Consider the following 13,632-nt stretch of genomic DNA (forward strand, 5'->3'; position numbering starts at 1 on the left):
TAATCAATGAACAGACTCCGTATACTCGGCCTGTGGGAACCATCTCGTAATAGAACAGACAGTAGCAATGAGTGAGTCTGCGACATTTTCGTGTACAGATTGTGGACGAACGTTACCGCAGTGGATGCAAGACGGAGAAGCAGGCCAGGTATGCAACGAATGCACTAGCTCGAGCGATACCAACGATGCTGACGGGGAAGTCAATACGCAGGAACCGACCGACGGCACCAGCAATAACACGGGTCGGGACTCAGTGGTAAACCTAGACCGGCCAGCAGAGCGTTTTTGGGAGGGGGCATCGACCAAAGCCCTCGATCTCTCTGCAGCAGATCTGGAGCCATCACAGACCACCGAACAGTCCACGGGAGCTGACGCACTCGACCGACGAATCGATAGCTGGAAAGAACAGCTACTGGACCTCACGAAGCGGAACAAGCTCGTCGATTTTTCCCCGACGAAAACGAAGTCCCTTCCACTATACAGAGCTGATGCGCTCGCGATCGCAGAGACACTGATGGCGGAGAAGCCACTCTACATCCGGAAATCCGCTCACAGTGATCACGGTGGAGCTCCACCGGACGAGAGTGAGATCCAGTCAAACGAAATCGCGTCGACACGGTCCGAAGAGAGCACGGCCCGTTCACTCCAGAACCTTCGCCTGAAACAGAAACGGGCGATGGAAGAGAAGGGTGTCAACGCTCTGTTCATCAGCTTCTGTACGCTCCGATGGTTCGAAGTCGAACACAGCGACGAACCGCTCCGTTCTCCACTCTTTCTCCTCTCAGTGGACTTGGAACGAGAGACGTCGAACGATTCTGAGCGACACGACTACGAACTCTCGGTCGCTGATTTCGAGCTCAAGCTGAACCCGGCGCTTCGAAAAAAGCTCGAACACGAACGCGGGTTGGCGCTTCCGTCGGACGAGGCGTACTCGCTCGAACATCTCGCCGCGTCGGTCAAACTCGTCGACGAGGCGATTTCGGGCTTCGACCGGTGGCGAATCGACGGCGAGGTCCTGCTCGGTATCTTCGACTTCACGAAGTACACGCTCTACGAGGATCTCGAGAAGAATCGTGAGGCCGTCAAAGCACATCCGTTAATCAAGGCAATCAACGGAGATCCGTCAGCACTCCGCGATCCACCGGAATCCCCACGGGCTGAGGAACTCGACGAAGCGGTTCCACCCAAAAACGTCTTCCAGGTCCTCGAAGCTGACTCGAGCCAACAGGAGGCGATCGAGGCAGCCAAACGGGGAGTCGATTTCGTCTTGCAAGGGCCACCCGGGACTGGGAAGAGCCAGACGATCTCGAACATCATCGCTGAAAAGCTGGCCGCAGGGGAGACCGTACTCTTCGTGAGTGAGAAACAGGCGGCACTGGACGTCGTGAAGAGCCGACTGGACGACATCGGTCTCGGCCGATTTTGTTTGGAAGCCCACGGTGAGAAGGCGAACAAAGAAGCGGTCCTCCAAAGTCTCGCATCGGAGCTTCGGTCGAACCCCATTCGGTATCCATCTGACCGTGACGACGTCACGTCCAACCTGGCGTCGGTTCGACGTGAGTTGAACCAGTACGGTGATCTCCTCTTTACCCGCCCGGGAGGCGGAGAGACGACCGTCTACGACGCGATGGGCCGTGTCGCACAGCACCCGGATGCACCTTCGTTCTCGCTCGATCTCGAGGCTCCCCTCGAGTACGACGATACAGACGTCGACGAGATGCTCGACGTCCTTCAGCGCCTGTCCGAGTACGAATACGAGGTGACGAACTACACGAACCACCCCTGGAGATCGACGGCGATCGACTCTTGGCGAATCGATACTGCCGAGACTGTCGAACGAGATCTCGAGGTCGCCGTGACGTCTCTCGAGGTGGTACAGGAAGCGTCGTCCACCGTGGCTGATTTTCTAAACGTCTCGGTCACGACAGTGAGCGAGTTCGAACAAGCGGCCGAGCTGGTCAGGCTCCTCGATGACTTGCCAGACATTACTCTGGAGGGACGGTTCTTCGAACAATCGTTCTACGCTCGAGAATCACGCCTGGAACGGTTCCAGGAGCACGAAACAGAAATCCTCGAGCTTCGCCAACAGCTCGCGGCCAACTACGAGCAGAGCTTCTTCGCAGAAGATGGCGACAAACTCTACGCAGAGCTATCGGGGTATGGATTCTTCAAGATCGTTCGACCCTCGTACCGCTCGTTGCGTGGACGACTGCTCGACCACACGAAAGACGAGTACGATCCAGGGTACGAGGACCTCCTCGAGGACGCACGTACCCTGATGGAGCTCGAAACTCTGGAAGCGGAGCGCTCGGAGTACGACGCCATCCGTACCCAGCTTGGGTTCCTCTACGAAGGGGCAGAGACAGACTGGGATCTCGTCTGGGAGGTCTACGAGTGGGTCGACGCGTTCCGTGCCCTGGACGGCTTCGATACGGATCACATCGAAGAGGCGATCACCAGGGGTCGGTTCGATGAACCTGGCTCGCCCGTCCGTACCGGAGCAACTGAAGGGATAGACGCGCTGTCTACGACCAGACAGAAGCTCGAAGCTATCATCGACGTCGACGAATTCAGCATCCAGGGAGCGTCCCTCGACCAGGCTCCGTTCACAGCACTGAAAGACCGCCTCGTCACGCTCGGTGATTCGATCGACGAACTCAAGCGATGGGTCGAGTTCTCACAGCGTCTCGATGAGGCTCGTGGGTCGGGTCCTGCAGTCGCCACCTATCTCGAACAGTTCCTCGGCGGCAAGCACGACGCCGATGTCCTCCCAGCGGGCTTCGAGAAGGCCTTCTTCACTGCGTGGTTGAACGCTGTTTACGACCGCACTGACCTGGGATCGTTCAGCGCGACCGAAATCAAAGGCCAGCTCTCGCGTTTCCGCACTCTCGATAAGCAACAGCAAGAGTACGCCAAGGTCGCAATCCAACACGAGGTAACGAAGCAGTATCCACAGATCGAACTGGAGCACGCAAAGAGTTCCGAGCAGGTATTCCTCCGCAGGGAGATGAACAAGAGTCAACGACACAAGCCGCTTCGGACGCTCTTCCGTAACGCTCCGTCGTTGATCAGCACGCTCAAGCCGTGTCTCATGATGAGTCCGCTCTCGGTTGCGCAGTACATCGAGCACGGAACCATCGGGTTCGACGCCGTCATTTTCGACGAGGCATCGCAGATCATGCCACAAGATGCGGTCAGTAGCCTCATCCGGGCCAACCAGACGATCATTGCCGGGGACACGAAACAGCTCCCGCCGACCTCGTTTTTCAACGCCGGCGTCGACAGCGCCGACGGCATTGTGGAGGATCTCGAAAGCGTGCTCGACGAGGCGGCGTCAGTTCTCCCCGAAAAACGCCTGCTCTGGCACTACCGGAGTAACACGAACCGGCTGATCGATTTCTCCAACCAGAAGTACTACGACAACCGATTGAAAACGTTCCCCGAGAACGCTGGTGACGACGAGGAACTCGGTGTCGACTTCGAGTACGTCGAAGATGGCCTCTACGACCGTGGCGGATCGAGCACGAACGAGCCGGAGGCCAGACGTGTCGTCGACCTCGTCGAGACACACGTCGAAGAACGACCCAGCGATAGCCTCGGCGTAGTCGCTTTCAGTCAGGCACAGTCGCAAGCGATCCGCGACGAACTCGAGCGACGTCGCGACAGTTCGCCAGCGGTCGCGAGCTTCATCGACGCCGACGATGCACTGGAGGGATTCTTCGTCAAAAGTTTGGAGAACGTTCAGGGTGACGAGCGCGACCGACTCGTCTTCAGTATCGGCTACGGGCCCGATAGCGAAGGCCGGATCACGATGAACTTCGGCCCACTCAACAACAGCGGTGGGGAACGTCGACTGAACGTCGCCGTGACACGGGCTCGCGACCAAATCACGGTAGTCTCCTCGATCCGACACTCCGATATCGATCTCACGAAGTCCAACAGCCGCGGTGTCGAGGACTTCAAGCACTACCTCGAGTACGCGGAGGTTGGTGAGAGTGCGCTCCGAAAGGAGACGTCGTCGACAGGGGTCGACCACTTCGACTCTGGATTCGAGGAAGCCGTCTGTGACGCCTTGCGTGCCCGGGGATACGACGTCGAGACCCAGGTCCAGAGCGCGGGGTACAGCATCGACTTGGGACTCAAACACCCCAACCACCCAGGAAAATATATACTGGGGATCGAGTGTGACGGGGCTGCCTATCACTCCTCGAAGACCGCTCGGGACCGTGACCGGACTCGTCAGGCCGTCCTCGAAGACCTCGGATGGGAAATCCATCGGATATGGTCACCGGACTGGACGGCGAATCGAAACGGACAGCTGGACGCAATCGACGAGAAGGTCGAGACGTTGCTGGAATTTGCAGAGACACCGAGTCGAGCTGATGGAGGCGTTACGGAATCAGCCCATAGCGAAGCGGTCGAACCTGTAGTCCCCGAGCCAATGTCGAGTGCAGAGCTTGGTGGCTATCAGGACGAGATAATTGACTACGAGGAGCCAGATGCAGTCTCCTCACACTGGGGAGAGTTCGACGAGGCAAGTAGACGGCACGTCTGTAACGACTTGACTGAAGTTGTCGAACGATATGGACCGATAGAAGAGGAGAACGCGTATCGGATAGTTGTCGCTGGATGGGACGTCTCGCGACTGGGCAAGAACATCCGGAGTCGATTAGAACGGTACCGCCGTCGCGAACAGCACAGAGACAATCTCCGCCTCAAAACTGGGTTCCTCTGGCCGACTGGTACGGATACAGTGTACGTTCGAACGAATACAGGTCACGCGAGCCGGAAAATCGATCAGATCCCGCCACAGGAAATTGCGAAGGCAGCATACATCATCCTGGACGAAGGTGGATCGATGACGCGATCGGATCTCGTCTTGGAGACAGCGAGGCTGTTCGGTTACTCTCGAACGGGCAAACGGATCAAAGAGCAGGTCGATTCGGCTATCTCCCTGCTCGAGCGGTCCGGGGCAATGCGTCAATCCGACGATCACGTGTCTGCGGTCGAGATAGACATCGACGACGTTCTCACTCCACGCAGATGACGTGCCATCAGGTAACCGCTGTCGACGTAGGGAGGCGATGAGTGAGTTCGTCCAGTGTGGTGGTCTGAGTCTATCTGGAGCACGTAGGTTCTGGGAAATGGCCGGAATCAGCTCACTGGCTCTGAAGTGAATTCCTACTGTCGTTCCCAATCCGGTCTGGGCGACCCCGGAAGCTCGTCTGTTGCGTCGAGTAACTCCTCCTCCGTCGTCCACGGGTAGCATCGTCCGTGAAGCTCGAAGAGACGGAAGTCGTTCAGTCAAACACCGATTCCATTGATTCATTTGACCCAAGTCATTATGCAGTCGAGAGTGCTACCTCGAGATATGAGCGATACGGCTCCGGAGGGGTTCGAGGATTCCTTTGCAGAGCAGCAACGGATGCGTGAGCTGCTCTCACAGGAAACTCGGCACCTCATCATCCAGTTGATCCTCGGCCACCCGGCCCATCTCGTGTCGCTGGCTGAGCTCGACTACATGATTCCGAAGAACGAGGCCGCCATCCTCGACCAACTCGAGACACTGCGAGACACTGGTATCCTCGACGTCTACGTGCACGAACCGAACGCGTCGACACGGAATCTTCCTTCGAAGTTCTGGGGGCCGACCGAACGCGGTATCGAGATCCTCTACGAGCACAATTTCCTGCGGGGTGTCCCGATCGCAAGGGCGGTCTACGAAGAGACGCAAAAATCTGAACGGGTACGGCGCCACGAGGCCGCACCGCGACCAGACCTTCCCGAGGCCGTCACTGAAGCCCTCGAGTTTGATGAGCCCGAGCCCGAGACACTTGACGCAATATAACGGACGACCGAGTCTGTTCACCAATCAGTTAGTCTTGGTGTAATTATGCGGGAGTGTTAACTTCTGAAAGGTGCTGATGAAGGTCCTCAATGCTCATACGGGCGTCCTCCGGCAAAATCTCCGATATTTTTGTCCATCGCTTGATTTGGACCTGTGGTTCGCCCTTGTATTCGTTCACATGAATCCCCTTGAGGCGATACCACACGTCTTCATCCAGCGTCGGGGGTTCCGCGTTGGCCCAAGAGACGAATCGTATGGAGTCCGTCTGATCTTCCAAAATACCGGCTTGATGTATTGTTGGATGCGTCTCATCCCACAGCTTGGCAACTTTCGCGTTAACTTCGTTGATATCACTCTCGGCGTCAAGGTTAACCAGATTACTTGCATCAACTGCTTGATCGACGTATTTGTTGATTTCGTCGATAAAACGTGACTCACTATCCGTCTTCGTAATGATATCCAGGGTCCGGATTGAGCGCGAAATTGCGACGTAGAACAGTCGGCGCTCTTCTGCCATCGTGTTCATTTCTACTTCCTGTACAGGCTCCATGAGGTTCGAATCCCGGTCAGTAGCCGGGAATCCTAGCCCATCTTCGGACACGTGTGTGACTATTACGTGGTCTGCTTCCTGTCCCTTGACCTAATGGACCGACTTTACAATAACGGCATTCTCATCTTCTTCGTCATTGGATCGTGAACCTCTAGCATTTGTAAACGGAATTCCGTGTTCTAGGAGCCGTCGACGGACAGCATCGAGATAGGGGACCGCATTATCGTAGCGACACAGGACCATAATATCGTCGGGGTCGCATCCATTTTCAAGGTAGGAAGTGACGAGGTGGACCGCAAGTTTGGCTGTATACTCGATGTGATCTCGCTCGGTATAGCCACCTAACAAATGCTTCACGACCGAGGCCTCGACATCTGAATCGGCACTAATCGCCTTTTCCAGTTGATTGTCATTGTGCTGGACGAGTGAAGCACCGGCGCTGACAAGCTGTGATGGGGACCGATAATTGATTTCGAGGGTCGAAGTCGCGGCTGGACCAAAGTGCTCCTCGAAGTCGACGAAGAGGTTAACGATGGCCCCCTGGAATGAGTAGATACTCTGCCAGTCGTCGCCAACTGCGAAGAGCCGAGCGTCGTCCGGCCCGGACAGAGCTTCGACGAGATGGAGTTGGTCCTGTCCAATATCCTGGAATTCGTCGACGAGGACGTGCTCGAACTGTGGTGCGAGCCTCGACTTCTCTTCGTAGGCTTGCGTCGCATCGTGAATCATACCGGGGAAATCAACACTCCGGGTGTTGGTCAACCTCTGTTCGTACATGTATAGAAGTAGGCCACCACACATCCCGAAGTGATACTGAGCTGGCCGGGACATCGATAACCGAGAGGGTATCTCTGAGGGCGGAATTAGGAACGTTCGGGCGAGTTCGATAAAGCGGCTCAACTGTTGCCATACGGGAATGGCCTGCTCGTGCATCTCATAGGTCTCGTCAACGAGTTCCGTGTACGACATCCGGTTCAGGGACACGCCGTGATGTGTGAGCCGATGTTCCAACGCTTTTCGGAGCCGTCCGACGTCGAATTCGAATTGATAGGTCTCAACGAGCGTCGCATCGATCTCCGCGAACTGATCGCGAGCCCAGTGGATTTTCTCGACGTATTCATCTGTCGTCGTCTCAAAATAGTCCGCAACCTCTCCTGCCTCGTCGATACCGAAATGTTCGAGATAGAGATCCGCTGCCGGGATGTAAAAGTCCGGTCGATAGGCATCTTTGTCTGTATCGTCACTTCGACTTTCGTCTAGTTCGAACGAAGGCTGGCGATCGTCGGACCGTAATTGAGCATTGATCGGTTCAACCCGCTGCTCGTATCGATAATCGACCTGGTGAATGTGGAGAAAATCAGCGATGACCTTCTCCGCACGAGATTTAACCTTCTCGCCACGGAGCGTCTCATAGGATTTCTGTCGAAGTGTTTCGACGTACTCTTCTCGCGTCTCGAAGTCCGTTTCCTCAATAGGCGGGACGTCGCGATACAATAGAAACCAGGTGAGATGGTCGTAGAACTGATCAGGAACTTGTTTCATCCCACGGTCGACCGCGTCTCGGACAAAATGCTCCCGGTCGCTTCCATTAAAGACGTCAGGGCGGTCTTCTTGAGTCTGCTCGAGGACGTTATAGCCAAACGAGTGCAGTGTCGTGACTTCGACACCGGAAATATCAAAATCCCGCTGGAGGCGCTGTTCCATCTCCTTGGTGGCGTTCCCCGTGAACGTCGCAACGAGTATCTCCTCAGGCGGAACGCCCCGATGCTTGATGAGATACGCCACGCGAGTGGTGAGCACAAGCGTCTTTCCCGTTCCGGCACCCGCGATAACCCGGTTGTACGTGTCATTTCGAACAACCGCTTCCTGCTGACGCCGATTCAGCGAGTAGCCCTTCGCACCGATGTCAGAGAAAAACGCTTGTCGTCGAATCAGTTCCTTGTCGACAAAATTGTCATTGTAGGTCTGACGGTTGGCCAAAACGTCCTGTATCTCCTCGAGCCGAGATTCGAATTCGTCTAATCGACCATTCGTGTCGATCCCTTGCGTGTTGGCAGTTGTTTCCGCGATCTGCTGGTGGTCTTCGACGAGCCTTTCGTGGGTACTCTTTAGGTCTTTGTGCGCGTGATACGTGAGATAGGATGCGATATCAAAATACGGCTGCATTCGTGCCTCGAGGCCCGAGAGCTTCTGGTCGTATTCTACACAGCGTTCGTAGAACTGCCGCTGTCGAGCTCCAGTAACTGCGCGATTTCGCTTACGCAGATATAGTACTGGCCCAACGAGAGGCACGACCGCCGAGAGAACACCCCAGCGACCAGGTTTTGTTTTCCAGTCCGTCTTCGCTATAATGGAGTTCGTATCCTGATAGACGATGACTCCGGTCAAGAGAACTGTACCAGCGGTAAATGCAACCCCGAGTGCGAGTCCAACGACTTTGATCGTGTGTGGGAATGTGGAACCGAAAAATACCCCACTGATTGGGATGATGACCGTAATGCCGGCTAACAAACCAACCACTCGGCTGAAATCCCCTTGTCGTCGAATATCGTGTGGAGGAAAACCAACTTCAGATGTCATACCTAGATAGTTCTTTGATCTGGTTTGCATTCCTACTATATTACATTACTGACTTTTCGGGCATGGCGTAGCGTCCTCTTTCTAACCGACGAGTAGTCCTATGATACAAACAATAGCCGGAACTGCGCTCTGACTTGAGTAGAAAACTGTTACTGAACGGTCGGAGCGGATCCCGAGCCAGAAACAGCCTTCACGATATCGGTCAGAGCGTCTCGTGAGAGAGGGTCAATCTCTTCACGGACGCCGTCGGCAGTGTAGAAGATCGACGCCGATATCTCACGCTCAGGATACAGCTCCCGGAGCACGTGATAGTAGACACTGAGTTGTTTTCGATACTCGGCTTCCGCGTGTCGACCACGATCAGTCTTGTAATCGACCACTTCGACGCGGTCAGGCCGAACGTGGACGAGGTCGATGATCCCGGAGATCATCACGCGAGTCCCGTCGACATCGAGTGGGAGATAGGCGTCTTCCTCGACGAGCAGGTCACCTGACAGCCCGTCGAGGAACGATACGACGTGCTGTTTGTCGTCCCATCCGGGGTCGTCAGGTTCCAGTTCGACTTCCTCGCCTCGCGCGTACGCTTCCGTGAAGTCGTGGACGTCGGTGCCGAACGCCTTCCCCATACCATCATCGACGTCCTCGAAGACGTCTTCACGCATCAGTGAATGCGGTGAGTGTCCGATTGGTCCCTCTGGTGTCGGTACCGTAATCAACAACTCTGTCTGCTCGGTTTCGTCGATAGTATCTGTCTCGGGTTCGGTGTCCCACGCTTCGATCTCGACCGGGAGTTCCTCGAGGAACGTGTTCGGATCCTCCCCGGCCGAGAGTATCACGTGGCTCTCAGCGCGCGTAATCGCCACGTAGAGCAGTCGGCGCTCTTCGTCGTACTCTCGAGGGAGACACCGACGGAGGACGTCAGTCCGCCAGTCATCGTACACGTGGGGGAGGCCATCAGCATCGGCGTAGCGTTTCCGCTGTCGGAGTCCGACCGGATCCTGAAACGTGATCGTTCCACTCCCTCCCCCCGATGGCGGGAATCGCCCGCTGTTCATGTTCGCGAGTACGACGATCGGATGTTCGAGCCCCTTCGCTGCGTGAATCGTCTGGACCGTCACCGAGTTCGCACCGGCGTTCGCGTGGACGTCGTGGGTGCTCCCGGCTTCGATGCCGCGCTCGATGAACCGGACGAGGTCTCCCCGGGTCAGCGTCGTCGCGGTGTGTACTGACTGAATCGTGTGGAGGACGACGTCGGCCGTGGCACCGTCGTACCCGTATCGCGAGAAGACGCGTTCTGCCACCCCGCCGAGTGTTTCCAGTTCTGCCAGCTGCTCACGGAACGAGCGCATGTTCTCTGGATACGCTTCGGTCTCCAGGACGTGCTCGATCTCGTCGAGTGTGTAGCCTGCTTCCTCGAGGACGACCGCCCAGCCGCGGTCGGCGTCGGATTCGAGGATGCGGAGCCACGCGAGCAGGAGTTTCGCCTGAGGCGTGCGGAACAGCTCGATCCCACCCTCGTACGCCATCGGCAGTCCGTACTCCTCAGCGGTCTGCAGCAGATCGCGGCCGAACTCTCGTGTTCGCGTGAGAACAGCGACGTCTCGATACTCGGGTGTCCGGAGCGACCCGTCATCGGCCTCAACCTGGTAGGCGTCGTTGTCGACGATCTCCTGGATCTTCGCGACCACCGACTCGTGTTCCTCCGGGCTCGCGATCGCTTCGATCTGGGTGTTCTCGTGCTCGGCGTTGGTCAAGAGTGAGACGATTCGGTCGCGGACAGTCTCGACATCGACGTCGTCCCGGTTCGCCGCCGGGACGAGTAGCCCGTGCTCCGAGAAGTCGAGGATCTCCTGGGTGGAGCGATAGTTCTCGACGAGTTCGATGGTGTGAATCGGCCGGGTGTCGAAGGTGACCCGTTCGTGGTCGGCGTTCAGTTCGTCGACGAACCGATTGAGGCGGTCCTCGAAGGCAGTGATGTTCTCGACTTCGGCGTACTGGAAGCCGTAGATACTCTGCTTCCAGTCGCCGACGACACAGAGGTTGTTCGTGCCCGCGAGTAGCAGCGTCAGCTTGAACTGGATCTCGCTGGAGTCCTGGAACTCGTCGACCATCGCGTAGTCGAACGCAATGGACTCACGAAGCGCGTGGTCCTCACAGAGCAGAACGAACGCGAACAGCTGGAGGAATCCGAAGTTGAGGTAGTTCCGGCCGAGCGCGAATTCGAGGTACTCGTAGTAGACGTCGTGGACGAATGCCTCGAGTCCCTCGCGGTCAGCGTCGAACACCAACCGAGCGACAGCATCGGGAACGCTCTTCGTGCCCTGTCCGCGAATCTCGGTCTTCTCGGGGGCATCTGGCAGGTAGCATTTGTTCTTCCCATAGCTGTTGAGCTTCGAGCGAAGGCGTGACTGCTTGCTGCCGCCATTCTGTGGCTCATTTACCTCGTCGAACAGCGATTTGAACGCCTCGAAATCCCCATCGAGATACCGTTCGCCGTTCCGATACCAGCCGTCGGCTGTCGGGAACACGCCCTTCGAGGCGAGTTGTGAGATGAGACCGAGGAGTTCAGTCGGATTCGAGACGATACGGAAGTAGTCATCGTACTCGGGATGGTCGTCGCTGAACCGGTCGACGAACTCCCCGAACAGGGCTTCCTCGACGAGGTCGTTCTCGACGATGCGTGTCGAGCCCGTGATGCGGTCGTCGAGCCCGAGGTGCGTCGGAGCGTCGTAGCCGTGCTCCTGGAGGAGATCGTGACAGAGCGCGTGAAACGTCTGGATCGGCGCGTCCGCGAGATCCCGCATCCCGTACTCGCAGTGGCCGACGATCCGATCCTTCATCTCGGTTGCAGCGTTGTTCGTGAACGTCACCAGCAGCACGTCCTCGGGGGCGACGTCGTCTTCGTCGACGATGTTCGCATAGCGGCGCGTGATGGTGAACGTCTTGCCCGTTCCCGCGCCAGCGTCGACGAGGTATAAACCGTCGGTGCTGTCGATGAGGTCCTGCTGTCGTGTATTCGGTTCAGTCATGGTCGAGAAGGAGGTCGCGGTTGTCCACGCGACGGTAGTTCGGTTCACCGGCGAGCCCGTTCACAGGGAAGCGTTCTTCGCCAGCCCGTCGCTGATTCAGTTCAGTTATACGCTCGGTGACGAACGTCTCGAAGGCGTCGAGATCCTCTTCGAAGTAGTTCTGACTCCGAACTCGTGCCAGCTGGCGAAGCAGCTGTTTACAGCCCGACGAGACGTATTTGTACTCGCCGACACACTCCTGCAGTCGGGTTTGCATCGCCTGCCCGAACTCGGAGTCGATGAGTTCGTCACTGTCGCGTGTCGCCGGTAGCGGGGCCGTCTCGAACGCGGACTGGTAATCAGCGTACTCGATCTTCGAGAGCGTCTTCTGGCAGTTCTTCGCCCCGTCATCGCGAAGCGCTTCGAACGTGGCCCGTGACCGGGCGTGCTCCTCGAACGGGGTCGGGTGATACTCGATAGTGGTCAGTGTCTCGTCTAAGTCCGCCTCACCGGCGACGACGTCGTCGAGCGTCTCGAGAAAGTGGAAGAACGTGAACTGCAGGCGCTCGCCCGGACGCTCGCTACGGCGGTGAGCGAGATAGAGAAGTGCCTGGAAGTTCGGCGTATCGTTCGGCGGATCGAGCGCGGAGTTCTTGACGACGCGGGACGCCCGTTTCCGACGCCCACTCTTGTAGTCGAGGAGGTGAGTCGGGCCGTGGACGAGGTCGATCTTACCCTTCAGTCCGAGATCTTCGTTCTCGAACCAGCGCTCCGTGAACGGGGAGTCGACTTCTCTACCAAAGTGGTCCGCGAAGAAATTCTGCCCCCACCCGCTGTTCGGTGTGAGGAGGTCGTCACCCTCCGGAGTGCGTTCGTCGAGTAGCTCGACGATGGTTGCGAGTCCGATCCGGTACTTGGTACGGCGCGTTGGACGGTCGACGCGCCGTACGAACGATGCCGCCTCCTCGAGCATCACGTCCACTAGGTCTTCGATGGTCTCCTCGTCGATCAGGTCGGGATGGTTGACGTAGAACTCGGCGAAGTCGTGGAAGAGATTCCCCTCTTTGAAGTAGTCCTTATCAGGGCCGTCGACGAGCCGGCTGAAGAGGTAATCACGGGGGCTGTTGACGTACGTACTCAGACTGGACTGGCTGACGGTGTCGATCTGCGTCGTTGAGACGTCGAGTGATTCCTTCTCGAACCCGTCTCGGGTCACACCGAAGGTCCGTCCGTGAGTCACTGAGGCGAGATCGCTGAAGCGTTCGAAGTCGTCCTCGAGGAGATCCTCGAAGTAGAGACACGGCGTCGCGGGCGAGCCACCGATGGTATCCTGAACGAGATAATACTGTTCGGTGCCGTTCTGGAGGAGAAGCTGAAACTGCGTCAGGTTCCGAGTGAATTCGGCGTCACGGTCGACCCACGGGCGACGAGGTGGCGAGTGAGTCCACGTTTCGTCGAGGCCGAGATAGAATACGACGGGGCGGTCCACGTAGGCCGCGGATTTTGCGTCGGCCAGGAGAACCCCTTTATGCTCGCGGTCGACGGGGACTTCGTAGCTCTGGAGGTAGAATTCGAGCCGATCGATGCCCTGTCTGGTGACTGCGTCGGTCGCGATTCCGAGCACCTCGAGTTGTAACTCATTCGCT

General features: G+C 57.2%; 6 protein-coding genes and 1 pseudogene. 2 read left to right on the forward strand and 5 right to left on the reverse strand.

All coding sequences use genetic code 11. The features are described from left to right. Window positions 1–124 precede the first annotated feature (124 nt). Window positions 125–5,047, forward strand: a complete 4,923-nt coding sequence (locus tag AC6I65_RS12305) for a PDDEXK-like endonuclease domain-containing protein (protein ID WP_497903330.1) — start codon at window positions 125–127, stop codon at window positions 5,045–5,047. Between the two features lie 134 nt (window positions 5,048–5,181). Here the strand turns inward: AC6I65_RS12305 and AC6I65_RS12310 are convergent, their stop codons facing one another. Then, window positions 5,182–5,304: a DUF8170 family protein gene (locus tag AC6I65_RS12310; protein ID WP_497903354.1), complete on the reverse strand. Its 123-nt coding sequence runs from the start codon at window positions 5,302–5,304 to the stop codon at window positions 5,182–5,184. A 67-nt stretch (window positions 5,305–5,371) separates the two neighbouring features. Between AC6I65_RS12310 and AC6I65_RS12315 the strand changes: the two genes are divergently transcribed. Further along, a complete protein-coding gene (locus AC6I65_RS12315; protein ID WP_497903331.1) occupies window positions 5,372–5,848 on the forward strand; it encodes an ArsR family transcriptional regulator in 477 nt (158 codons plus the stop codon). A gap of 43 nt (window positions 5,849–5,891) precedes the next feature. On the opposite strand, the gene AC6I65_RS12320 is transcribed toward AC6I65_RS12315, so the two are convergent. The 4 genes and pseudogenes from AC6I65_RS12320 to AC6I65_RS12335 form a co-directional block, all read right to left on the reverse strand. Further along, window positions 5,892–6,449 (reverse strand): hypothetical protein, encoded by a 558-nt coding sequence (locus tag AC6I65_RS12320; RefSeq protein ID WP_497903332.1) that lies wholly within the window; start codon window positions 6,447–6,449, stop codon window positions 5,892–5,894. A 39-nt stretch (window positions 6,450–6,488) separates the two neighbouring features. Continuing rightward, the gene (locus AC6I65_RS12325) at window positions 6,489–8,978 is read right to left on the reverse strand and encodes a UvrD-helicase domain-containing protein (protein WP_497903333.1); all 2,490 of its coding nucleotides are present in this window, start codon (window positions 8,976–8,978) and stop codon (window positions 6,489–6,491) included. A 149-nt stretch (window positions 8,979–9,127) separates the two neighbouring features. Then, window positions 9,128–12,007, reverse strand: coding sequence for a UvrD-helicase domain-containing protein (locus AC6I65_RS12330; protein ID WP_497903334.1), 2,880 nt, complete (start codon window positions 12,005–12,007; stop codon window positions 9,128–9,130). Further along, window positions 12,000–13,619, reverse strand: a pseudogene (locus AC6I65_RS12335) (PD-(D/E)XK nuclease family protein); the annotation flags it as partial. The pseudogene AC6I65_RS12335 and the gene AC6I65_RS12330, both read right to left, overlap by 8 nt. Between the last annotated feature and the right edge of the window lie 13 nt (window positions 13,620–13,632).

It is taken from the genome of Natronosalvus sp. KLKA75 (genome assembly GCF_059736265.1).

Bases quoted from the DNA above. Each gene is read 5' to 3' on its own strand.
- AC6I65_RS12305 (WP_497903330.1), top strand. From the start codon at position 125: ATGCAAGACGGAGAAGCAGGCCAGGTATGCAACGAATGCACTAGCTCG.
- AC6I65_RS12315 (WP_497903331.1), top strand. From the start codon at position 5,372: ATGAGCGATACGGCTCCGGAGGGGTTCGAGGATTCCTTTGCAGAGCAG.
- AC6I65_RS12325 (WP_497903333.1), bottom strand. From the start codon at position 8,978: ATGACATCTGAAGTTGGTTTTCCTCCACACGATATTCGACGACAAGGG.
- AC6I65_RS12330 (WP_497903334.1), bottom strand. From the start codon at position 12,007: ATGACTGAACCGAATACACGACAGCAGGACCTCATCGACAGCACCGAC.